This window comes from Sphingosinicella soli, assembly GCF_014199685.1.
GTDB classification, from domain to species: domain Bacteria; phylum Pseudomonadota; class Alphaproteobacteria; order Sphingomonadales; family Sphingomonadaceae; genus Sphingosinicella; species Sphingosinicella soli.
Genome location: NZ_JACHNZ010000022.1, coordinates 18612 through 40981, shown reverse-complemented (window position 1 = coordinate 40981; position 22370 = coordinate 18612). Strand labels below are relative to the sequence as shown.

24 protein-coding genes and 2 pseudogenes are annotated in these 22370 nt (G+C 67.8%); 16 read left to right on the top strand and 10 right to left on the bottom strand.

Going from position 1 to position 22370, the window contains the following annotated elements:
• The first annotated feature begins 27 nt into the window (after positions 1-27).
• On the top strand, positions 28-783 hold the full coding sequence (locus GGQ98_RS10590; protein ID WP_341534192.1) for an oxygen-binding di-iron domain-containing protein: 756 nt from the start codon (positions 28-30) through the stop codon (positions 781-783).
• On the opposite strand, the gene spt is transcribed toward GGQ98_RS10590, so the two are convergent.
• From spt to GGQ98_RS10570, 4 genes are all read right to left on the bottom strand, one after another.
• Entirely contained in the window at positions 773-1981 is a 1209-nt protein-coding gene (gene spt, locus GGQ98_RS10585) for a serine palmitoyltransferase (RefSeq protein ID WP_184069232.1), read from the bottom strand. The genes GGQ98_RS10590 and spt overlap by 11 nt on opposite strands.
• 8 nt (positions 1982-1989) lie before the next feature.
• Positions 1990-2238, bottom strand: a complete 249-nt coding sequence (locus tag GGQ98_RS10580; protein WP_184069229.1) for an acyl carrier protein — start codon at positions 2236-2238, stop codon at positions 1990-1992.
• Positions 2239-2308: 70 nt separating this feature from the next.
• Positions 2309-3217 carry an NAD-dependent epimerase/dehydratase family protein gene (locus GGQ98_RS10575; RefSeq protein WP_184069226.1) on the bottom strand — a complete coding sequence of 303 codons (909 nt, stop codon included), beginning with the start codon at positions 3215-3217 and terminating at the stop codon, positions 2309-2311.
• 13 nt (positions 3218-3230) lie between these two features.
• Complete coding sequence (locus GGQ98_RS10570) at positions 3231-5015, bottom strand: fatty acyl-AMP ligase (RefSeq protein ID WP_243451820.1); 1785 nt, start codon at positions 5013-5015, stop codon at positions 3231-3233.
• A gap of 159 nt (positions 5016-5174) precedes the next feature.
• Here GGQ98_RS10570 and GGQ98_RS10565 point away from each other — a divergent pair, with 159 nt between their 5' ends.
• Positions 5175-5696: a RecX family transcriptional regulator gene (locus GGQ98_RS10565; RefSeq protein WP_184069221.1), complete on the top strand. Its 522-nt coding sequence runs from the start codon at positions 5175-5177 to the stop codon at positions 5694-5696.
• Here GGQ98_RS10565 and GGQ98_RS18815 read toward each other — a convergent pair.
• From GGQ98_RS18815 to GGQ98_RS10550, 3 genes are read right to left on the bottom strand one after another with little or no spacing between them, the layout of a single operon-like run.
• A complete protein-coding gene (locus GGQ98_RS18815; protein WP_184069218.1) occupies positions 5687-7264 on the bottom strand; it encodes an NTP transferase domain-containing protein in 1578 nt (525 codons plus the stop codon). The genes GGQ98_RS10565 and GGQ98_RS18815 overlap by 10 nt on opposite strands.
• Entirely contained in the window at positions 7261-8181 is a 921-nt protein-coding gene (locus GGQ98_RS10555; RefSeq protein WP_424141357.1) for an XdhC family protein, read from the bottom strand. Before GGQ98_RS10555 ends, GGQ98_RS18815 begins: the two co-directional genes overlap by 4 nt.
• Positions 8178-8765 (bottom strand): SRPBCC family protein, encoded by a 588-nt coding sequence (locus GGQ98_RS10550; RefSeq protein WP_184069214.1) that lies wholly within the window; start codon positions 8763-8765, stop codon positions 8178-8180. Before GGQ98_RS10550 ends, GGQ98_RS10555 begins: the two co-directional genes overlap by 4 nt.
• 111 nt (positions 8766-8876) lie before the next feature.
• Between GGQ98_RS10550 and GGQ98_RS10545 the strand changes: the two genes are divergently transcribed.
• From GGQ98_RS10545 to GGQ98_RS18935, 5 genes and pseudogenes are all read left to right on the top strand, one after another.
• On the top strand, positions 8877-9452 hold the full coding sequence (locus tag GGQ98_RS10545) for a cold-shock protein (RefSeq protein WP_184069211.1): 576 nt from the start codon (positions 8877-8879) through the stop codon (positions 9450-9452).
• An 11-nt stretch (positions 9453-9463) separates the two neighbouring features.
• Complete coding sequence (locus GGQ98_RS10540; RefSeq protein ID WP_184069208.1) at positions 9464-10003, top strand: DUF192 domain-containing protein; 540 nt, start codon at positions 9464-9466, stop codon at positions 10001-10003.
• A gap of 37 nt (positions 10004-10040) precedes the next feature.
• Positions 10041-10439, top strand: a complete 399-nt coding sequence (locus tag GGQ98_RS10535; protein WP_184069205.1) for an NADH:ubiquinone oxidoreductase subunit NDUFA12 — start codon at positions 10041-10043, stop codon at positions 10437-10439.
• The gene (gene mlaD / locus GGQ98_RS10530) at positions 10436-10942 is read left to right on the top strand and encodes an outer membrane lipid asymmetry maintenance protein MlaD (RefSeq protein WP_184069202.1); all 507 of its coding nucleotides are present in this window, start codon (positions 10436-10438) and stop codon (positions 10940-10942) included. The genes GGQ98_RS10535 and mlaD overlap by 4 nt, the downstream gene beginning before the upstream one ends.
• Positions 10943-10971: 29 nt before the next feature.
• A pseudogene (locus tag GGQ98_RS18935) lies at positions 10972-11292 on the top strand (DUF2155 domain-containing protein); the annotation flags it as partial.
• A 35-nt stretch (positions 11293-11327) separates the two neighbouring features.
• Here GGQ98_RS18935 and aat read toward each other — a convergent pair.
• From aat to plsY, 3 genes and pseudogenes are all read right to left on the bottom strand, one after another.
• Positions 11328-12164, bottom strand: a pseudogene (aat, locus tag GGQ98_RS10520) (leucyl/phenylalanyl-tRNA--protein transferase).
• Positions 12161-13258 carry a DNA-processing protein DprA gene (gene dprA / locus GGQ98_RS10515; RefSeq protein ID WP_184069196.1) on the bottom strand — a complete coding sequence of 366 codons (1098 nt, stop codon included), beginning with the start codon at positions 13256-13258 and terminating at the stop codon, positions 12161-12163. Before dprA ends, aat begins: the two are co-directional and overlap by 4 nt.
• Positions 13251-13877 (bottom strand): glycerol-3-phosphate 1-O-acyltransferase PlsY, encoded by a 627-nt coding sequence (gene plsY / locus GGQ98_RS10510; protein ID WP_184069193.1) that lies wholly within the window; start codon positions 13875-13877, stop codon positions 13251-13253. Before plsY ends, dprA begins: the two co-directional genes overlap by 8 nt.
• Positions 13878-13977: 100 nt before the next feature.
• On the opposite strand from plsY, the gene GGQ98_RS10505 reads away from it, so the two are divergent.
• From GGQ98_RS10505 to thiL, 9 genes are read left to right on the top strand one after another with little or no spacing between them, the layout of a single operon-like run.
• Positions 13978-15630: an NAD+ synthase gene (locus GGQ98_RS10505; protein WP_184069189.1), complete on the top strand. Its 1653-nt coding sequence runs from the start codon at positions 13978-13980 to the stop codon at positions 15628-15630.
• Positions 15627-16949: a glutamate--tRNA ligase gene (gltX, locus tag GGQ98_RS10500; protein ID WP_184069187.1), complete on the top strand. Its 1323-nt coding sequence runs from the start codon at positions 15627-15629 to the stop codon at positions 16947-16949. Before GGQ98_RS10505 ends, gltX begins: the two co-directional genes overlap by 4 nt.
• 41 nt (positions 16950-16990) lie before the next feature.
• Positions 16991-17386 carry a hypothetical protein gene (locus tag GGQ98_RS10495; RefSeq protein ID WP_184069184.1) on the top strand — a complete coding sequence of 132 codons (396 nt, stop codon included), beginning with the start codon at positions 16991-16993 and terminating at the stop codon, positions 17384-17386.
• Positions 17383-18375 carry a bifunctional diaminohydroxyphosphoribosylaminopyrimidine deaminase/5-amino-6-(5-phosphoribosylamino)uracil reductase RibD gene (gene ribD, locus GGQ98_RS10490; protein ID WP_184069181.1) on the top strand — a complete coding sequence of 331 codons (993 nt, stop codon included), beginning with the start codon at positions 17383-17385 and terminating at the stop codon, positions 18373-18375. The genes GGQ98_RS10495 and ribD overlap by 4 nt, the downstream gene beginning before the upstream one ends.
• A 10-nt stretch (positions 18376-18385) precedes the next feature.
• Positions 18386-18988: a riboflavin synthase gene (locus GGQ98_RS10485; protein ID WP_184069178.1), complete on the top strand. Its 603-nt coding sequence runs from the start codon at positions 18386-18388 to the stop codon at positions 18986-18988.
• A 58-nt stretch (positions 18989-19046) separates the two neighbouring features.
• Positions 19047-20318: a 3,4-dihydroxy-2-butanone-4-phosphate synthase gene (ribB, locus tag GGQ98_RS10480; protein ID WP_184069175.1), complete on the top strand. Its 1272-nt coding sequence runs from the start codon at positions 19047-19049 to the stop codon at positions 20316-20318.
• Positions 20319-20337: 19 nt separating this feature from the next.
• The gene (gene ribH / locus GGQ98_RS10475; protein ID WP_184069172.1) at positions 20338-20757 is read left to right on the top strand and encodes a 6,7-dimethyl-8-ribityllumazine synthase; all 420 of its coding nucleotides are present in this window, start codon (positions 20338-20340) and stop codon (positions 20755-20757) included.
• Positions 20758-20807: 50 nt separating this feature from the next.
• Positions 20808-21284: a transcription antitermination factor NusB gene (gene nusB / locus GGQ98_RS10470; RefSeq protein WP_184069169.1), complete on the top strand. Its 477-nt coding sequence runs from the start codon at positions 20808-20810 to the stop codon at positions 21282-21284.
• A gap of 12 nt (positions 21285-21296) precedes the next feature.
• On the top strand, positions 21297-22253 hold the full coding sequence (thiL, locus tag GGQ98_RS10465) for a thiamine-phosphate kinase (RefSeq protein WP_184069166.1): 957 nt from the start codon (positions 21297-21299) through the stop codon (positions 22251-22253).
• Positions 22254-22370 lie beyond the last annotated feature (117 nt).

Below are 22370 nucleotides of genomic sequence, written 5' to 3'. Positions count from 1 at the left end.
TCAAAAAAGCCGGATACATCCGTTCGGGTGATTTTTCGAAGGGAGGCCCCTATCCATACGCGAACCACCGAGATCGCTCCGGGCATCCACCGCCTGTCGACGCATGTCGCCGATGTTGCGCCGCCTGCGGGGTTCACGTTCAATCAATTTCTGATCGTGGCGGATGAACCGCTGCTCTTTCATTGCGGCCCCCGGTCGCTCTTCCCATCGGTGTCGTCAGCCGTCGCGGCGCTCATTCCGCTCGATCGCCTCCGCTGGATCAGTTTCGGGCATATCGAGGCCGATGAATGCGGCGCGATGAACCTGTGGCTTGAAGCCGCGCCCCGCGCGCAGGTCGTCTACAGCCCGCTCGGGTGCAATATCTCGGTGAGTGATCTCGCAGACCGTGCGCCCCGGTCGCTTGGCGAGGACGCGGTGATGGATCTCGGCGGCAAGCGTGTCCGGCTTGTTCCCACGCCGCATGTTCCGCACGGCTGGGAGGCGCAGATGCTCTACGAGGAAACGACCTCCACACTCTTTTGCGGGGATGTGTTCACGCAGGTCGGGGACGGCGAGGCCGTAACAGAAAGCGACATCATTCCGGCCGCCATGGCCGCAGAAGACATGTTCGGGGCAACCAGCCTGACGCCCGATACCGCGCCGACGCTGCGCCGACTGGCCGAATTGGCGCCCAGCCTGCTCGCCGTGATGCACGGCTCATCCTTCCGCGGAGACGGCGCGGAGGCGCTTCGCAGGCTGGCCGACGAATACGAGCAACGCCTGAACGTCGCCGCTACGCGTTGAGCGGAATCCCCGCGATCCCCGCCGCCTGCACGAAGCGCGCGATGATGATGTCCACCTGCTCCGCCGTGTGCTCCGCGCAGAGCGAGCAGCGCAGCAGGAACATGCCCGCAGGCGTCGCGGGCGGGCGCGCCATGTTGACGTAGATGCCGAGTTCGATCAGCGCGCTCCACATGCGCGCGCAGGCTTCCTGGCCGGGCATCAGCACCGCGATGATGGCGCTTTCCGCCGTCTCGGTGGCGATGGTGAAGCCCTTGGTTTTCAGCCCGCCATGCAGCTTGCGGCTGTTTTCCCACAGATGCTGGCGCTTGCTCTCTGCGTGCTTCAGCTTGCGGATCGACGTTGCGGCGGTCGCGACGACGCTCGGCGGCAGCGAGGCGGTGAACACGTAGGGGCGGCAGACGAGGCGCAGCACTTCGAACTTCGGGTGGTTGGAGACGACGAAGCCGCCCACCGTACCCACCGATTTCGAGAAGGTGCCGACGACGAAATCGACGTCCGCCTCCACGCCTGCGGCCTCATAGACGCCGCGCCCGTTCGGGCCGAAGAAGCCCATGCCGTGCGCTTCGTCCACCACGGTCATCGCGCCGTGTTTCTTCGCGACCGCGACCATCTCCTTCAGCGGTGCGATGTCGCCGAGCATCGAATAGACGCCTTCGAGCACGACGAGCTTGCCCGCCTCCGCAGGCAGGCGGCCGAGACGCTTGTCGAGATCCTCGACGCTGTTGTGGCGGAAGCGCACGATGTCGGCATTGCCCATCGCGCAGCCGTCGTAGATGGAGGCGTGGCTGTCCGCGTCGAGTATGATGTATTCGCCGCGGGCCGCCATCGTCGCCATCAGCCCCAGGTTCGCCTGATAGCCGGTGGAAAACACCATCGCGTGGTCGGTGCCGTAGAAATCCTTCAGCGCCTCCTCGACATCGCGGTGGCCCTGATACGTTCCGTTCAGCACCCGGCTGCCGGTGGTGCCCGCGCCGTATCGGTCGAGCGCCTCCTTGCCCGCCGCGATCACGTCGGGGTCGAAGGTCATGCCCATGTAGTTGTAGGTGCCGACCAGAATGGTCTCGCGCCCGTTCACCGTCGCCTCGGTCGGCGAGTGGACCTGCTCCATCACCAGGTTGAACGGGTCGTTGACCCCGGTTGCCAGCAGCGCGGCCTTTTCGGCGATGATGGGGTCGAATTTGTCGAAGAGGTCAGCCATCGTTCGCCTCAACCGTTCACGATACGGGCGACGGCGTCGGCGAGCTGGCCGATCGTTTCCAGTTCGGGGAGCAGGTTCATCGGCAGGATGATGTCGTATTCGTCCTCGATATTGGCGACGAGGTCCATCACCGTCAGCGAGTCCAGCTCAAGGTCGCTGGCGAAGCTCGTGTCCCCGGTAAGCGCGATGCCCCTGCGGTTCAGCGGCTCGATCAGTTCCATCAGCTTTGGAAGGATGGTCTCGCGTGTGTGCGCCATGCGTGTGTCCCGAAATGTCGTTGCGGTTCGATGCCAACAGATTGTGGCAGGGGATAGGCGGGCGGGCAGCCTAAATCCAGCCTGCATTCCTGTACCATTCCGCCGTGCGTGCGATGCCCTGCGCGGCGGGCACCTCGGGCGCCCAGATGCCGAGCGCGCGAAGGCGCGTGCTGTCGGCCACCCAATCGGGATGCGCGAGGTAGCGCGCGCGGTCGAAGCTGAGCGCGGGGAGGCGCCCGGAGAGCTTCGCGCCGAGCGTGTCGATCGCGGCGCCGAGCATCAGTGCCGCAGACGGCAACGGCACATAGATCGGCGCCTTGCCGAGCGCGGCGGCAATGTACGCGGCCATGTCGCGGTGGCTGAGCCCGCCTGCCGTCGCATCGTCGATCTCGAAGATCCCCTGGGCGGACGGGCTTTGGGCAAGGGCGAGCAGGGCGCTTGCAAGGTCCGAGACCTCGACGACGGAAAACCGCCCGCGCCCCGGCAGCAAGGCCCAGCCGCGCGCGACGAGCCTGTAGACGTTCGCCGTCTCGCGGTCGCCGGGCCCGTAGACGGCGGGCGGACGCACGATCGCGGCGTCGGGACGCGCGGTTTCGACGAGCGCGTCGGCGGCGGCCTTGGTGTTGCCGTAGATGGAGAGCGCCGGTTCGCGCGCCGCGAGCGAGGAGACGTGGACGAAACGCGGCACGTTGCGGCTCGCCTCCAGCATGGCGCGCGTGCCCTCGACATTGCCTGCCGCAAACGCGAGCGGGCTCCGCGCATTGATGACGCCCGCGACATGGATTACGGCATCTGCGCCTTCCGTGAGCCGGGCGAGCGCGCTGCCGTTTGCAAGATCGCCGGTCACCCATTCGAGCCCCGGCCGCGCCGGTTGCGCGCGGCGGGCGAGCGCGCGGACCCCGTGCCCCTTTTCGAGTGCAAGATCGATGAGTTTCGACCCGACGAAGCCGGTTCCGCCGGTGATGGCGAGCGTCGTCATACGCGGAGCGGCGTCAGGCCGCGATGTCGAACGGCTGGATCTGGCCGGAGAGGTACAGCGCGCGCGCCTTGGAGCGGCTGAGCTTGCCGGAGCTGGTGCGCGGCAGCGCGCGCGGCGGCACGAGTTCGACGATGCAGTTCATGCCGGTGATGGTGCGTACCTTGGTCTTGATCGTCTCGCGGAGTTCGGCGCGCTCTGCGGCGTCGCTGGTGCGGCACTGCACGAGCACGGCGGGCGCTTCCTCTCCGCCTTCCGTGGTGATCGAGAACGCGGCGATATCGCCTGCCTTGAAGCCCGGAAGCTGCTCGATCGCCCACTCGATGTCCTGCGGCCAGTGGTTCTTGCCGTTGATGATGATCATGTCCTTGGCGCGGCCCACGATGTAGAGCGCGCCTTCCAGCATGTAGCCCATGTCGCCGGTGTCGAGCCAGCAGCCCTGAAGCGCGGCGCGGGTGGAGATTTCGTCGCGGAAATAGCCGGTCATGATGCTGGGTCCGGCCACGAACACCTTGCCGATCAAACGGTCGCCGAGGCGGCGTCCGGCGTCGTCGCGGATCTCGATTTCCATGCCCGGAAGCGCGACGCCGCAGTTCACGATCTCGCGCATGCGGCCCGTGCCTGCGCCCCCATCTTCGCGCTCGCCCGAAAGCAGGCGCTCATCGACCAGGTCGGTCACGATACCGGCGCCCACGGGCGAGATGGTGACGGCGAGCGTCGCTTCGGCAAGCCCGTAGCTCGGCAGGAACGCGCCCGCCTTGAAGCCCGCAGGGGCGAAGGCTTCGACAAAGCTGTTCATCACGTCGGGACGAATCATGTCGGCGCCGTTACCCGCGACGCGCCAACGCGAAAGGTCGAAACGCTCGGCGACATCGGTCTGGCTGGAAACGCGGCGGGCGCAGATGTCGTAGCCAAAGGTGGGCGAATACGAGAGGCTGTGGCCTTCGTTGCGCGTGATGAGCGCCAGCCACGACAGCGGACGCCGCGCGAAATCCTCGGTGGCGAGGTAGTCGGCGGAGACCTGATTGGCGATCGGCGCCATCAGGCAGCCGACGAGGCCCATGTCGTGATAATAAGGCAGCCACGAAATGACACGGTCGTCGCGGCGCAGGTTCACGCCGACGGCATGGCCGTTCAGATTGGCGAGAAGCGCCTCATGCGTGATCTCGACGCCGTGCGGAAAGCGCGTGGAGCCGCTCGAATACTGAAGGTAGGCGATGTCGCTCTTGCGGGCGGACGGCAGCGGCGCGGGTTTCGCATCGCGCGCCGTGAAATCGAGCCAGTCGTGCGCGGTGCGGCAGCGCAGGCCTGCGGCGGCCTCCGCGACGATCGCGGAGAGGCCGGAAGGCGCAAGCACGATCTCGGGATCGCAGGACGTCAGCTGGCTGCGGATCTGGTCGACATACCCTTCGCGGCCGCCGAACGAGGTGGGCAGCGGCAGCGGCACGGGCAGCGCGCCTGCATAGATCGCGCCGAAAAACAGGCTGACGAAATCCGCGCCCGTCTCGGCGATCAGCGCCACGCGGTCGCCCGGCTTGATGCCCGCAGCAATCAGCCGGTATGCGTTTGCGGTGGCATCGGCCTTGAGGTCGGCGAAGGTCATGACCCGCGCAAGCCGCGCCCGCGCATCGAAGAAATTGAGGCCGCGCTTGCCCTGCGCCGCATAATCCAGCGCCTCGCCCAGCGTGTTGAAGTCCGCAAGGCGGCGCGGCAGATCATCGAGCGTCGGCGTTGGGGCCGTCACCGTGTCTTCCGCGCCGGACAGCGCCAATGCGCTTGAATCCGAAGTGCGATTCAGCAAGTCCCCGAACCTCCTCAGTTCTCTCGGCGCGGCGGCGGCTTCGCCGCTCATAAACCTCGCCAGATACACGACTCTTTGGCCACATGCAAAACAGGCCAGCGTCAGCCTTTGCAGGAATGTGACGTTCAAAATTGGGTCCGACTATGGCAGGAACATGGCGTGCGTAGCGAAAAAGACCGAAAACAGCCCCGGCCGCTGGATGAAGATGCGCTTCGCGCGCTCGCGCTGCGCCATGTCGAGCGTTATTCGACCTCCGAAGCGAAGCTCAGGACGTATCTCGCGCGCAAGCTGAGAGAGCGCGGCTGGGCGGGAGAGCGCCCTGCCGACGTGGACGGCATCGTCACGCGCTTCGCGGCGCTGGGGTATGTCGATGACCGCACGTTCGGGGAAGCCCGCGCGCGGGGGCTGGAGCGGCGCGGCTACGGCGCCCGGCGCATCGGGCAGGAGCTGCGCGCGGCGGGCCTTGCCGAGGATCTGCGCGGCGAAATCACCGATACGGTCGATGCGCACGGCGCGGCGCTCGCCTATGCGCGCCGCAAGCGTTTCGGCCCGTTTGCGCGCGAAGTGCCGGACCGGGCCGTGCGGCAGAAGCAATTCGCGGCCATGCTGCGCGCCGGCCACGATGCGCGCATCACCTCCGAAGTGCTGGACATGCGGGATATCGAACCCGATCAGATGTAGCGCGACCGCGCCGCTGCGAGGGCTTCTGGCGTGTCCACATCCATGAAGATCGCGTCGCTTTCCAGGGGCACCTCGACGATGTCGTCCGCGAACTCGGCAAGGAGCGCCTTGCCGCCGACGTCGCCGTCGATGCCGCGCAGCCGCGTGAAATAGCGCCGTCCCCACGCGACCGGGTTGCCGCGCTTGCCGTCATGCACCGGCACCGCAATACGGCCTGCGCCTGCGGCGGCGGCAAGCGTTTCGATGTGTTCCGCGGTCACGCCGGGCATGTCGCCGAGCAGCACCAGTGCCGCCGACCAGTCCGCGGGCGCGGCGGCAATTCCTGCCGCGAGCGACCGGCTCAGCCCCTCCGCGTAGCGCGCGGCGTGAACGCTCGGAAAACCGAACTGTGCTGCCGTTGCGGCAATCTCCGCCTCCGCGTGGCCGGTCACGACGATCGCCGGGAGCCCTGCGGCGCGCAGCGCGCCCAGCACATGCGCGAGGACCGGCTTGCCGCCGAGGTCCGCGAGCAGCTTGTTCGCGCCCATCCGCACGGACCGTCCGCCCGCGAGCACGATGGCGCCGACCGGGCCTCCCGCCGCCGGTTTCGGGCGCGGCTCGGGGCGGGGCACATCGGCCAGAAGCCCGCCCGCGCCCATGCGGGCAATGTCTGTCCCGGTCACGTCGAGCCCTGCCCAGAGCCGTTCCAGCACCCAGTCGAAGCCGTTGCGGCGCGGGCTTCGCGCGCAGCCGGGCAGGCCGATCACCGGCCGCGTGCCGATCCGGGCGAGGCAAAGCAGGTTGCCCGGATCAACCGGCATGCCGAGGCGCAGCACGCCGCCGCCTGCGCGTTCGATCGCGGCGGGAATCACGTCGCGCCGGTCGCTGATCGCGGAGGCGCCGCTGATGAGAACGAGGTCGGCATCCGCCGTTTCCGCCAGCACATCCGCGAGCGCGTCCGCCGTGTGCGCACAGCGCATTTCGCGCCATGCTGCGAGGCCGAGCGCGGCGCAGCGCGCTTCGGTCACCTCGGCGGTTTTGGCGAGCAGCTTGGCGGGCGTGCCGGGAAGCGTCGTCTGGATGAACGCGGCCCGCAGCGACCCGAACGGCGCCAGCCGCAGCACGCCTTCCGCGCTTGCCGCCGCGCTTTGGACGAGCGCTTCGGGAATCGCGAAGGGGATGATCTTCACCGTAGCGACGATCTCGCCCTGCGCGGCGGGTGCGAAGGGGGCGAGCGTGCCGAGCGTCACGCCCTCGTCGTGGGCGTTCACCGCATCGACGGCAGCGACGTCCACCACCAACAGCCCGGCGGCATCGGCGATGATGTTGGCGCGGCCGTGCGCGGGCGGCTGGGCGGTAAGGCCGGAGCCTGCCGAGGCGACCGCGAGCATGGCCGCCGCCGAATCCTCGTGAAGATCACCGCTTTCAAGCGCCGCCACAACCAGTTCGGAAAGCCCCGCCGCGCGGGCATCGGCGATGTCCGCCGCATCGAGGCGTTTTCCCTTGGCGATCCGCCGCCCGCCGACATGCACCGCGTGGGCGAGACAGGCGCCTTCCGCGCGTTCGAGGGGGACGGGGCCGAACTTCACGCGCCGCGCCGCACCGCGATCATCTGGGCGGCGATCGAAAGCGCGATCTCGGCGGGGTTCGCCGCGCCGATCGCAAGGCCCGCAGGGCCGTGGATCCGCGCCAGCGCAGCCTCATCGAATCCGGCGGCGGCGAGCCGTTCGCGGCGGATCGCCTGGTTCTTCCGCGATCCGAGCGCGGCGATGTAGAAGGCGGGCGAGCGCAGCGCCGCGATCAGCGCCGGGTCGTCGAGCTTGGGATCGTGCGTCAACGCGACAATGGCGCTCGCGCCGTCGGGCTTCCAGTCGGCGAGCGCCTCGTCGGGCCAGCGCGGATCGACCGCGATGTGCGCGAAGCGCTCGGCGGCGGCGAAGCTGCCGCGCGGATCGACGACGAGCGGCACATAGCCGAGCAGTTCGGCCATCGGCACCAGCGCCTGCGCGATGTGAACCGCGCCGACGATCATCAGCCGTCCGGCGGGCTCGTAAAGACGGGTGAAGCCTTCGTGTTCGCCCTCGCGGGAAACGCTATCGGCATCGGTGGTGACGCTGACGCTTTCGCCGCGCGCGAGCGCGTCGGCGAGTCGTTCGACGAGCGCGGGAGAGAAGCCCGCTTCGGAGACGGGCTGCACCAGAACGGCGATGCGGCCGCCGCAGGCCAGGCCCACCTCCCACGCGCGGGCATCGGCGACGCCGTATTCCAGGCGCCTCGGCGCGCCGTCGGCGAGCACGTCCGCAGCGGCGGCGATCACATCGCCTTCCACGCAGCCGCCGCTCACCGAACCTTCGAACAGGCCGTCGTCGCGCACGAGGAGATGCGCGCCCGTGCGGCGCGGCGCGGAGCCCCATGTCTCGATCACCGTCGCGATTGCCGCGCTGTGTCCGCCGGTGATCCAGCCGCGCAGGGTTGCGATCAGCGCGGCGGTGTCGTCTCCGCTCACAGCACGAGCCAGAGCACCAGCGCGGCGACGAGCGCGATCACGAGGCCGCCCCATATGGCGGGGGGCAGGCCCCGCGTTTCATCGGTTCCCTCGGCGAGATCGGTTTCGGGGGGTGCGACCGGCGCAGGTTCCGCCGTCGTTTCACCGCTCTCTACCCGCGCCTTGAACGCGGCAAAGAAGGATTCCGCATAAGCCTTTGCGGTGCCTTCGATCAGCCGCGCGCCGAGCTGGGCGAGCTTGCCGCCCACGGTCGAGCTTGCCTGCCAGGTGAGTCGCGTGCCTTCCGGGGCGTCGTCGAGCCGCACGGAGGCCTTGCCCTTGGCGAAACCCGCGACGCCGCCCTTGCCTTCGCCGGAGATCACATAGGCGTTGGGAGGGTCGATTTCCGAGAGCTCGACTGCGCCTGTAAACTTCGCGCGCACCGGCCCGACCTTGGCGTTCATCGTGCCTTCGAAACGGTTTTCCCCTGCACGCTCAAGCCGTTCCACACCGTCGATGCAGGCGGCGAGAACCTCGGGGTCGTTGAGCGCCGCCCAGACCCGTTCGCGGGGCGCCGCGATGAGGGTCTCTCCGTTCAGTTCCATGGGCGTAAATCCTTTGTCTTGTCGCTTTGAAAATTAACTATATAGTTCGTCGTTACGGGGTTTTGTGGTAGCGTTCTTTCTCGAAAAATTAAATGTGCGTCGGAGGGGGTAATGGCCGAGCACGCGTTGCTGCCAGAAGGTGAGCACGTGTCCGACCTTGCCGAAGTCGCCGAGGAATGCCGCGTCGATGGCACGGTAAAGTGGTTCGATGCGGTACGGGGATATGGCTTCATCGTTCCCAGTGATGGGAGCGGGGATGTGTTGGTACACTTTTCCACGTTGCGCGAAGTCGGTCGCCGCACGCTTCCCGAAGGTGCGACAGTCGTTTGCACGGCTGTCGCGCGGGAACGCGGTCGGCAGGCGCGACGTATCCTTGAGCTGGATCTGACGACGGCGATCGGGCCCGATCCCGAACTCGTCGTGCAGCGCGCGGCGTCGCGCGTCGATCCGATGCAGCTGATAGAGGATGCCGGCGATTACGAGCGCCTCGAAGTCAAATGGTTCAACCGCCTGAAAGGGTACGGATTTCTCACGCGAGGTGAGGGGTCGCCCGATATCTTCGTTCACATGGAAACCGTGCGCCGTGCGGGCATCATCGAGCTGATACCGGGCCAGCATGTGTTGGCGCGCATCGCGGAAGGCGACAAGGGGCCGCTCGCCGTTGCCATCGGGGTCGGAGAGGCATAGAGCCGCTTTTCATGAATGCTGTTCGTTATCGGTCGCTTCTCGCGGTCTTTCTGCTCGCGGGCACTGTCTGGGGCTGCGGGGGCGCGCCCTCTGCCGCCACGCGGGAACCCGTCGCCCAGGACGTCGCCGCCCAAGAACCCGCCGTCCAGAAACTGCCGACCGTTCCGCTCACGATCGTCACGAACGACGGCAAGCGGCATGTTTACACGGTCGAGGTCGCACGAACGCCGGACCAGCAGGCGCAGGGCCTCATGTACCGGCGCACGATGGCGAAGGATGCGGGCATGATCTTCCCGTTTCCCGCGCCGCGCCCGGCCGCGTTCTGGATGCACAACACCTACATCGCGCTCGACATGGTGTTCCTGCTTGCCGACGGGCGTATCGAGAGCATCCTTGCCGATGTCCCGCCGCTCAATGAAGCGCAGCGCCGCTCGCTCGGGCCGGTCGCCGCCGTACTGGAATTGAATGCCGGAGAGGCCGCGCGGATCGGCGCGACGCCCGGCGATCTTGTGGAATACGACCTTCGGGACTTGCAAGGCGGCACGGAATAAGGCTCTAAGGCGCCAACCGAAGTCAGCGGAGCCGGGAATGGGTCTGTTCAAATCGATTTTCACCTGGTGGGACGGCCCGACGTGGGGCACGCGCTATGTGACGCGTTTCCATGGCGAAGAGGTCGGCCATGATGCCGAAGGCAATCGCTATTTCCGCAAAGCCGGCAAACCGGGCAAGGGCATCGAGCGTCGCTGGGTGATCTACGACGGTCTCAACGAGGCGAGCCGCGTGCCGCCCGAGTGGCACGGCTGGCTGCACAAATCGACCGACGTTTTGCCGAGCGAATCGCAGCCGCGCAAAACGTGGGAAACGCCTCACCACGCGAACCTCACCGGCACTGCGGCAGCGTGGCAACGGCCCGGTACGCTCGCCAACGCGGCGCCGCGGGCGCGCGCAACGGGCGACTATGAAGCATGGAGCCCCGAGGAAGCATGACCGCGCTGTTCCGGCAGAATCTGATCGAGGCGATCGTCGGCGCAATCGTCGTCGGTATCGCGGTGGTGTTCGTCCTGTTTTCGTATCAGCGCACGTCCGGGAACGTGGGCGCGGATCGCTACCGCGTCTCGGCGCTGTTCCCGAATGCAACGGGCGTCGCGGTCGGCACGGATGTGCGCGTCTCCGGCATCAAGGTCGGCTCGGTCGTCGATCAGACGCTCGATCCCGAGACATTCCAGGCGCGGCTCGGCCTTTCGATCGATCAGCGCATCGCGCTTCCGCTCGACAGCAGCGCCGCGATCACGTCCGAAGGCATTCTCGGCGGCAGTTATATTTCCCTGACGCCGGGCGGCGACAGCGAGACGATGCGCGAAGGCGACGAGATCATCGATACGCAGGGCTCGGTCGATCTGATGACGCTGATCGGCGGGTTCATCAACCAGTCCGGTGGCCAGGACGACAAGGCGGGCGATGCCGCGCCTGCGGAGCCTGCCGCACCGTGATCCGCAATGCGGCCCGCGCCGCGCTCGGCATGGTGCTGTTCGCCGCGCCGGTCTCCGCGCAGCCCGTCCCTGCAGCAGAGCCGACGCCCAGGGCGGCGACCGCAAAGCTGCCGACACCCAACGCTGAACGTGTCCTCGTGATCGGCGTGCTCGACAAGGTGAGCAGTGAAACCCGCGATCTGACGCTGAAACCCGGCGAAACCGTGCGCTTCGGCAAGCTCCGTATCTCGGCGCGCACGTGCGAGGCGTCGCCGCCGTGGCAGCGCCCGCATACCGGCGCGTTTCTCCAGATCGACGGGCCTGTCCGCGACAATACGGTGAAGCGCCTGTTTTCCGGCTGGCTGTTCGCCGAAAGCCCGTCGCTCAACAGCTTCGACAATGCCCGCTACGATGTCTGGGTCAGAAGCTGCGCGATGCGCTTCCCCGAAACCGGGCCGCGTACGGTCGTGGTCGGCAAGTCTGCGCCTGCGCCTGCACCTGCGCCGGCCGCCGCTGCCCCCGCGCCTGCACCTTCGGCGCATTCCGAAAACTGAGTCGCTCAGCCGCTTGCGCGCAGAAGCCCCGCGATGCGCGCGCCTGAAATGTCCGGCTCGCCGCGCGTCAGCGCGCCGAAGTCCGCATTCGCAACCCCCGTCGCAGTGCCCAGTAACTGAAGATAGGCTTCGCGGCGAATCTCCACCGCGCCGAGGCTGGCGAGGTGTCCGGTCATGAACTGGCAGTCGAGCAGCCGGAAGCCGCCGAAGCGCATCCGGGCGATCAGGTGCGCGAGCGCGGCCTTCGATGCGTCGGTGCGGCGGCTGAACATGCTTTCGCCGAAAAACGCGCCGCCGATCCGCACGCCGTACAGGCCGCCGACAAGCGTTTCGGCGTCCCAGCATTCAATGCTGTGCGCGTGGCCGATACGGTGCAGATACGTATAGGCTTCGCGGATCTGGCGATTGATCCATGTGTCGGCGCGGTCCGGCGCGGGCTGCGCGCAGGCATCGATCACCGCCTCGAACGCGCGGTCGACGCTATGGGTGAAACGCCCCTGCTTCAGCGTTTTGCCGAGGCTGCGCGACAGGTGAAAGCCTTCGAGCGGCAGAATGGCGCGCTCGCGCGGCTCCACCCAGAAGACATCTTCGGCATCGCGACTTTCCGCCATCGGGAAGATGCCGATCGAATAGGCCCTCAGCAGAAGCTCCGGATCGAGCGCCGCGCCGCGTTTCTGCCGCGAGCTCATGCGAGCGACGCGCGCCCGCCCGCGTGGCGCACGAGCCGCCCCGCGAGTTCGAGTTCCAGAAGCACGGTCTGCACCACGGCGGGCGGTTCGCCCGACAGGCGCACGAGTTCGTCGATCGCCACCGGGGTAAGGCTGAGCAGCGCGGTCACGGCGCTGCGCGCGTTGTCGTCGGCATCCGTCGGGGGAGGGGCCGTGAAGCGGCTGCCGCCCGCCCCGAGGCGCACGCCGCCGAACGGCGTGATCGTCTCGGCAATGTCGGCGGCGGACTGCACGAGCGTCGCGCCGTCGCGGATCAGCTGGTTGCAGCCCTGCGCGCGCGGATCGAGCGGGAAGCCGGGCACCGCCATCACCTCGCGGCCCTGCTCGCCCGCGAAACGCGCCGTGATAAGCGAGCCGGAACGCGGCGCGGCCTCGACCACGACGATCCCTGCAGAAAGCCCGGAAATCAGGCGGTTGCGGCGCGGGAAATGGCGCGCCTGCGGCTCGGTGCCGATCGGCTGTTCGGCAACGACGAGGCCGCGTTCGTAAAGCGCGGCGTAAAGTTCGGCGTTTTCGGGCGGATAGATGTTGTCGATGCCGCCCGCGATGACGCCGATCGTGCCGCCGGTGATCGCGCCCGAATGCGCCGCGGCATCGATACCGCGCGCGAGGCCGGAAACGACGACGATGTTCGCGGCGGCAAGATCGGAGGCGAGGCCGCGCGCAAACCGGATCGCCGCCGCCGACGCATTGCGCGCGCCGACGATGCCCACGGTGCGGCGGTGCGCGAGCGCGATGTCGCCGCGTATCGCCAGCACGGGCGGGGCATCCTCGGTTTCGGCAAGACGCGCGGGATAATTGCTGTCGCCGAGAAACACGAAGCGCGCGCCCGCCGCTTCGGTTGCCTCTATCTCGCGATGCACGGCCCCGATGTCGGCGATCCTGAAGGCCCGCCCGCCGCCGCGCCGCGCAAGTTCGGGCAGCGCGTCGAGCGCCGCCGATGCGCTGCCGTAGCGCGCGGTGAGGTGCCGGTAGCTCACGGGGCCGACGTTTTCGCTGCGAATCAGGCGCAGCTTTGCGATGTGTTCGATGTCGCTGCCCGGCCGGTCAGCCATTGCGATCGGGCGCATCCTTGCGTCCGCCGATCTTGCCCTCGGTGCCCGCGCGCAGGCGCGCGATGTTCTCGTCGTGCTTGGCGATCACCAGCACGGCCATGCCCGCGAACAGCAGCGTGGCATCCCACCGGCCCGCGAGCGCGGGCGCGAGCGGCGCGAGGGTCGCGGCCATCATCCCGGCAAGCGAGGAATAGCGCGTCACCGCCGCGATCATCAGCCACACCGCCGCGAAAACGAGGCCTGCGGGCGGATAAACTGCAAGTGCGATACCCAGCATCGTGGCGACGCCCTTGCCGCCGCGGAACATCAGCCATGCCGGGAACAGGTGGCCGACGAACGCGCCCATGCCCCCCAGGATGTCGCCGCCCTGCGCAAAGGTCTGCCCCAGCCAGACGGCGAGCGCGCCCTTGCCCGCGTCGAGCAGCAGGGTGAGCGCGGCAAGGCTCTTGCCGCCCGTGCGCAGCACGTTGGTGGTGCCGATATTGCCCGATCCGAGGCGGCGGATGTCGCCCATCCCGGCAAGCCGGGTGACGATCAGGCCGAAGGGGATCGCGCCGAGCAGATAGCCGACGGCGAACCAGGTCCAGGGGTTTGCCAGCAGAGGCGTATCGTCAAACATCGGCGCGGAACCTAGACCGAAGCCGCAGTGTTCGAAAGCCCTCTTCTCAAGCGCGCGCGAGGGCATCGCCAAAGGCGTTTCGACGCCCTAGAAGGCACCCATGACCGACCGCCTCCAGATCGCGTTCGCGCAGCTCAACCAGATGATGGGCGACCTTCGCGGCAATGCCGACGCCATGCTCGCCGCGCGCGCGGCGCAGCCGGATGCGGACCTTGTCGTCACCTGCGAACTTTCGCTCATCGGCTATCCGCCCGAAGACCTCGTGCTGAAGCCCTCGCTCGTGCAGGCGGCGGCGGCGGAGCTTGAGCGCATGGCGCAGGCCACGGCGGACGGCGGCCCGGGCATGCTCGTGGGCAGCGTGCTTCTGGAAAACGGCAAGCTCTACAACGCGATGGCGCTGCTCGACGGCGGCAAAATCACCGCGTGGACGCGCAAGCACGAGCTGCCGAACTACGGCGTGTTCGATGAAAAGCGCGTGTTCGCGGCGGGACCGCTGCCGGGCCCGATCGCGTTCCGGGGCGTCCGCCTCGGCGTGCCGATCTGCGAGGACATCTGGTTCCCGGACGTGTGCGAATGTCTTGCCGAAACCGGCGCTGAAATCCTGCTCGTCCCGAACGGCAGCCCCTACGAGCTGGACAAGGACGACAAGCGGCTTTCGCTCGCCGCGATGCGCGTGGCCGAAACGGGCCTGCCGCTCGCCTATCTCAACCGTGTCGGCGGTCAGGACGAGATCGTCTTCGACGGCGCCAGCTTCGTGATGAACCCCGACCGCCGCCTCGCCCTGCAGATGCCGGACTGGGAGGAGCGGACCACGCTCACCATCTGGTCGCGCACGCCGCAGGGCTGGGTCTGCGAGGAGGGGCACAAGCACCGCCTCGATCCCTACCCGGAAGACATCTACCACGCGATGCAGTTCGGGCTTGCCGATTACGTGAACCGCAACCGTTTCCCAGGCGTCGTGCTCGGTCTGTCGGGGGGCATCGATTCGGCGCTGTCGGCGGCGGTGGCGGTGGATGCGCTGGGCGCCGACCGCGTGTGGTGCGTGATGATGCCGTCGCGCTTCACCTCGAAGGACAGTCTCGACGATGCCGCCGAGTGCGCGCGCATGCTCGGCTGCCGTCTCGACACGATCCCCATCGAACCGGCGATCGAGGCCTTCCGCGACATGCTCGCGCCGCCGTTTGCCGATCGCGCGCCGGACACGACCGAAGAGAATATCCAGTCGCGCATCCGGGGGCTCACCTTGATGGCGCTTTCCAACAAGTTCGGCCACATGCTGCTCACCACGGGCAACAAATCCGAGATGTCGGTGGGCTACGCGACGATCTACGGCGACATGGCGGGCGGCTATTCGGTTCTGAAGGATGCCTACAAGACCACAGTGTTCGCGCTGTCGCGCTGGCGCAACGCCAACCGGCCCAAGCTCGCGCTCGGGTCCGAGGGCCCCGTGATGCCCGAGCGTGTCATCACGAAGCCGCCCACCGCCGAGCTGCGCGAAAACCAGACGGACCAGGATTCGCTGCCGCCCTACGAGGTGCTCGATCCGATTCTGCACGGGCTTGTCGAGGAAGAGCTTTCTGTCGCCGATATCGCCGCGTCGGGCTTCGACGTCGAAACGGTGGCCCGCATCGAGCGCCTGCTTTACATCGCGGAATACAAGCGCCGCCAATCGCCGCCCGGCGTCAAGATCGGCGTCCGCAACTTCGGGCGCGATCGTCGCTACCCGATCACCAACGCCTTCCGGACATCATGACCCTCACCACGCGCTTCGCCCCGTCGCCGACGGGATATCTGCATGTCGGCAATGTCCGCACCGCGCTCCACAACTGGCTGTTCGCACGCAAGCACGGCGGGCGTTTCCTGCTGCGCCTCGACGATACGGATACGGAGCGTTCGCGCGCCGAATATGCCGATGCGATCCGCGCCGATCTTGCGTGGCTGGGTCTCGTCCCCGATGCGGAATATCGCCAGTCCGACCGGCTCGGCCGCTACGATGAACAGTTCGCGGCGCTTGTCGCGGCGGGCCGCGTATATCCATGCTTCGAAACCGCCGAGGAGCTGGAGGTGCGTCGCAAGATCCAGCTCTCGCGCGGGCGCCCGCCGGTTTACGACCGTGCGGCATTGAAGCTGACGCCCGACGAGATCGCGGCGAAACAGGCGGCGGGCGCGCGGCCGCACTGGCGCTTTCGCCTGGATACGGACGCGCCGGTTCGCTGGCACGATCTGATCCGGGGCGAATCGCACATCGATCCCGCCTCGCTCAGCGATCCCGTCGTGCGCCGCGCCGACGGCTCCTACCTCTATATGCTGCCGTCGGTGATCGACGACATCGACATGGCCGTCACCCACGTCATCCGGGGCGAGGACCATGTGACGAACTCCGGCGTGCAGATCCAGATGTTCGAGGCGCTCGGCGCAAAGCCGCCCGCGTTCGCGCATGAGGCGCTGATTACCGGCACCGAAGGCGCGCTTTCGAAGCGGCTCGGATCGGCAGGCATGGCGCATTTCCGCGAGGCCGGGATCGAGCCCGTCGCCATCGCCGCGCTGCTTGCGCGTCTCGGCACGTCGGATTCGGTGGAGCCGGTCACACGTCTCGATCCGCTCGTCGCGCATTTCGATTTCGCGCACTTCGGCCGCGCCGCCGCGCGCTTCGACGAGGCGGAGCTGCGCCAGCTCAACGCGCGCATCCTGCATCAGCTTGGCTTCGATGCCGTCGCGGATCGTTTGCCGCCCGGCATGGACGCGGCTGCGTGGGAGGTGCTGCGCCCGAACCTGGAAACCCTTGCGGACGCCGCCGACTGGTGGAACGTGGTCGAAGGCCCGGTTCCGCCGTCCGCCGAGGATGCCGACTACCTCGCGCGCGCTGCGGACACGCTCGAAGCGCTGCCGTGGGATGAAGGCGTCTGGTCCGCGCTCACCGGCGCGCTCAAGGCGGCGACGGAGCGCAAGGGCAAGGCGCTGTTCCTGCCGCTTCGCCGCGCGCTCACGGGCCGCGATCACGGCCCGGAAATGGCAGGGCTGCTGCTTCTGATCGGCCGCGACCGCGCGCTCGAACGCCTGCGCGCCGCGTGATGGGCTGGCATATGCGCCGATCAGCCTCTATCTGTCCCGGCATGAGTGAAGAGAGCTTTTTCAAACGCGTCCGCGCGCGGATCGCCGCCATCGAGCGGAAGCAATGGATCATCGGCGGCCTGTCGCTGACGATGACGACCATCATCATGTACACGTTCCTCATCGAAAACCGCTTCGGCTATATGAAGCCCGATCCGATCATCGCGTACTTCAAGAATTGGGACGATGGGCGTTCGCGCGACGAAGCGCTGGCCCAGCAGGAAGAAGAGGAACGGCTGATGCAGGAACAGGCGGAAGCCGTCGCCGCGCAGCTCGATATCGCTGCGGAAGAGGCCGAGAGCGCCGCTGCGCCTGCCGAGCCTGCTGCGCCCCCTGGGCCCCCTGAACCCGCTGAACCTGCGGCGCCCGCCGAACCGCCGGAGCCCGCAAGCGAATGAGCGAGGCGGCGCGGCTGATGGATGCCGCTATCCGCCTCTCGCTGCGCGGTCTCGGTCGAACAGCGCCCAATCCCAACGTCGGCTGCCTTGTCGTCCGAAACGGTCGCATCGTGGCGCGCGGCTGGACGCAGCCCGGCGGACGCCCGCATGCCGAAATGATGGCGCTGGAGGCGGCCGGCGCCGCAGCGCGGGGCGCCGAACTCTACGTCAGTCTTGAACCCTGCGCGCATGTCAGCCCGCGCGGCCCGGCATGCGCCGATCTGATCGTCGCATCGGGTGTTTCCGCTGTTCACATCGCCATGCGCGACCCTGATCCGCGCACCGACGGGCAGGGCGCAGCGCGGCTCGGCAGCGCGGGCGTCGCGGTGACGCTCGGCACCGGGGAGGCTGCGGCGCGGCAGGCAATGGCGGGCTTCCTGTCGCGCATCGCACTTGGACGCCCGCGCATCACGTTGAAGCTCGCGATGTCCATCGATGGCCGCGTCTCGATGCCCGGCGGCGAAAGCCAGTGGATCACCGGCCCGGAAGCGCGCGCCCACGCGCATCTCCAGCGCGCGCTTGCCGACGTGATCGTCATCGGGCGCGGCACGCTTGAAGCCGATGATCCCTCACTCGATGTGCGGCTGCCGGGGCTCGAGGATCGCAGCCCGCGGCCTGCCGTGCTCAGCGCGACGCTCGATGCGATCCCGGCGTCGGCGAAATTCGCGGATCGGGATCCGCTGCTGCTGGCGTCGGTCGATGATCTTTGCGGGCTTGCCGTGAACGATGTGCTCGTGGAGGGCGGCGCGGCGACCGCGAGCACGCTGCTCGCCGCCGATCTCATCGATCGCATGCTCGTCTACCGCGCGCCCGTCGTGATCGGCGACGGCGCTCCGGGCGCGGGCCGCATCGGGCTCGAACGACTGGCCGACGCGCACGGCCGCTGGCGGCTTGCCGAAACGCGCGCGCTCGGCAACGATCGACTCGAAGTCTACGCGCGAACGCGCTAGAGGGCAGGGCATGTTTACCGGCATCATCACAGACATAGGCACCGTCGCCCGCGTGGAAGCGCGGGGCGACGCGCGACTCACCATCGCCTGCGGCTACGACATGACGGGCGTGGACATGGGCGCTTCGATCGCCTGTTCCGGCGTCTGCCTTACCGTGGTGGACAAGGGCGCAGACTGGTTCGCGGTCGATGTGTCCGCCGAAACCCTGTCCAAAACCGCCGCGCATCGCTGGCGCGAGGGCGCGCGGCTCAATCTGGAACGGGCGCTGAAGGTCGGCGACGAGCTTGGCGGTCATATCGTCACGGGCCATGTCGATGCTGTCGGCAGCGTCGAATCGATTGCGGCGGTGGGCGACAGCCACACGTTCCGCATCGCCGCGCCGAAATCGGTCGCCCCGTTCATCGCGGCCAAGGGCTCGGTGGCGCTCGACGGCGTTTCGCTCACGGTCAACACGGTCGAGGATACGGCAGACGGCATCATCGTCGCGTTCAACCTCATCCCGCACAGCGCGGCGCATACGACCTTCGGCGGCGCGGCTGTCGGGGATCCGGTCAATATCGAGATCGATGTGCTCGCGCGCTATATCGGCCGCATGCGCGACGTCGCTGCCTGACACGTCTCTGTGTAAAATGCCGGTTGCGATCACATTATGATGTGATAATCAGCATGCCATGAGCCAGATACTGATTGAAACGATTCGCGGCCTCGTCTCCAAGGGCGACCTGTCGCGTTCCGGTCTTGCCCGCGCGGCCGGGCTTCACGCCAACACGCTGCGCGATATCGATTCGCCCGAGTGGAACCCCACGGCCGAAACGCTCCGCAAACTCGAACTCTACATGGCGTCGAACAGCGATCGCCCGGCGCTCGTGCCGATCGAGGAGATCATCGAGGAAGCGCGCAACGGCCGCATGTTCATTCTGGTCGACGACGAGGACCGCGAGAACGAGGGCGATCTCATCATTCCCGCGCAGATGGCGACGCCCGATGCGATCAACTTCATGGCCACGCACGGCCGCGGCCTCATCTGCCTCGCGATGACCAAGGCGCGCGTCGATCAGCTCGGGCTCGGCCTGATGAGTCGCCAGAACGGCACCCGCCACGAAACCGCCTTCACCGTTTCGATCGAGGCGCGGCAGGGCGTCACCACCGGCATCTCGGCAGCGGACCGGGCGCGCACCGTCGCCGTCGCCATCGATGCCGCGCGCGGCTCCGACGATATCGTGACCCCGGGCCACGTCTTCCCGCTCGTCGCCCGCGACGGCGGCGTCCTCGTGCGGACGGGCCATACCGAAGCGGCGGTGGATGTCGCGCGCCTCGCCGGGCTCAACCCGTCGGGCGTGATCTGCGAGATCATGAAGGACGACGGCACGATGGCGCGCATGGACGATCTCGTCCCCTTCGCGCGCCTGCATGGTCTCAAGATGGGCACGATCCGCGATCTCATCGCCTATCGCCGCCGCTACGATCACCTCGTCGAATGCGTTGCGCAGGCGCCGTTCACGTCGGACTACGGCGGCGACTGGCGTGCGCTCTCCTATCGCAACAAGACCGACGGCTCGGTCAACGTCGTGCTCCAGAAGGGCAAGATCAGCGCCGAAGAGCCGACGCTGGTGCGGATGCACGGGGTTTCGATCTTCTCGGACGTGCTCGGCCAGCCAGGGCCGCGCAAGCGTATCCTGCAGCGCTCGATGGAAGAAATCGGCCGTGTCGGTTCGGGCGTCATCGTGCTGCTGTTCGCGCCGGAGGCGAGCAGCCTGACGCGCGAGATCGCCGGCGAACGTGACGGCGACATGGACCTGCGCTCATACGGCATCGGCGCGCAGATCCTTGCCGATCTCGGCATCCACAACATGATCCTGCTCACGAACGCCCATCGCAACATCGTCGCCATCGAAGGCTACGGCATCAACGTCGTCGGCGAACGGCCCATTCCCACCACCTGATCCTGCGGAAAGGCCTGTCATGGCACGCGTCCTCATCGTCGAAGCCCGTTTCTATTCGCATCTCAACGACATGCTGCTCGCGGGCGCGCGCGGCGCGATCGAGGCGGCGGGCCACGCTCACGAAACAATCACGGTGCCCGGCGCGCTCGAAATTCCCGGCGCCATTGCGCTCGCGGCGGAATCCGGCCGCTACGAAGCGTTTGTCGGCATCGGCGTCGTCATTCGCGGCGAGACCTATCATTTCGAAATCGTGGCGGGCGAGAGCGCGCGCGGGCTGATGGCGCTGACCATGGACGGGCTTGCGGTCGGCAACGGTATCCTCACCGTGGAGGATGAAGCGCAGGCCCTTGTTCGCGCGGATCCGCAGCAGAAGGACAAGGGCGGCGAGGCGGCGAAGGCGGCGCTCGCGCTGCTCGATCTCAAGGCCCGTTTCGGCTGACCTGTCTTTGGCGCTTGGGTTTCGGAGGCGGCGGCTCTACATAGCGCGCCATGTCCTCCCCCCCGATCTCCTCCCCCAAGGCGAAAACCCAGAGACCCTCGCGTGCGACCGCGCGCCTTGCCGCCGTGCAGGCGCTCTATCAGCGCGAGATGTCGGGCGATACGATCCCCAAGCTGCTGCGCGAGTTCCACGAACACCGGCTCGGCCGCACCATCGAGGACGAAACCTTCGCGCCCGCCGACGCGGATTTCTTCGATGATCTCGTTTCGGGCGTCGCCATGCGCGCGGCGGAAATCGACGAGCGCATCAGCGGCGCGCTCGCCGAAGGCTGGACGCTCGATCGACTCGATCGGCCGATGCGCCAGATCCTGCGCTGCGGCGTTTATGAACTGATCGCCCGGCTCGACGTGCCGCGCGCCGCCGCGATCAGCGAATATGTCGATGTCGCCAAAGCCTTCTACGAGGCGCGGGAAGCGGGATTCGTGAACGGCCTGCTCGATCGCATCGCGAAGGACGTGCGCGGCTAAGCTGGAGCAGAAATGCGCGAAGGCGAGATTATCGAGCGGCTGCTGCGCCCGATCGCGACCCACCCCGCCGCGCGCGGTCTTGCCGACGATGCGGCGGTCTGGTCGCCCCCGATCGGCCGCGAACTCGTCCTTACCCACGATGTGATCGCCGAAGGCGTGCACTATCTGCGCGCGGATGATCCCTCCGACATCGCGTGGAAGCTGGTCGCGGTGAACCTTTCCGATCTTGCCGCGAAGGGCGCGGAACCTGCGGGCGTGCTCATCGGCCTTGGCCTCGCACGACCCGACGACGCCTGGCTCGAACGCTTTGCATCCGGTCTTGCCCGCGTGCTTGCCGAATACGACACCGCGCTATTCGGCGGCGACACCACGACCGGGGCCGCCTCTGCCGTTCTCGGCTGCACTGCCGTGGGCCATGTCCCGCGCGGGAAATCCTTGTCGCGCACGGGCGCGCGGCCCGGTGATGATGTGTACGTCACCGGCACGATCGGCGACGCCGGGCTCGGCCTCGCGATCGCGCGCGGCGAAGCGCCTGCCGATCCCGCGCTGCTGCGCCGCTACCGGCTGCCCGTGCCGCGTCTCGCGATGGGGCAGGGGCTCGCGGATGCGGGCGCGCATGCGGCGATGGACGTATCGGATGGTTTGCTCATCGATGCGTCGCGGATGGCGAAAGCGTCCGGCGTGCGGATCGAGGTCGCGCTTGCCGACGTTCCGCTCTCCGATGCCGCCGCCGCGCGTCTTGCGCCGGGCGACGCGGGCCGTCTCGCCGCCGCGACCTCGGGAGACGACTACGAACTCCTGATCGCGGCGCCGCCGCAAAGCCGCGCCGCGCTCTTTACGCTTTCGGAAACCGTGCGGCTCGGGCTCACGCATGTCGGCCGCGTCGTGGCGGGCGAGGGGTTTTCGGTGATCGGCGAGGACGGCGGGCCGGTGACGGTGCCGCGACTGGGATACGAACACGGGGCCTGACGGCGGTTCCCGTCTGAAATCCGTAGCTTGCCTGTTGCCATTCCATTTGCAATGCTCCGCGCCGACAGAAGTCAAACTTGGGGAAACACGCCTGCCTGCCGGCAGCGGCGGGTAAGG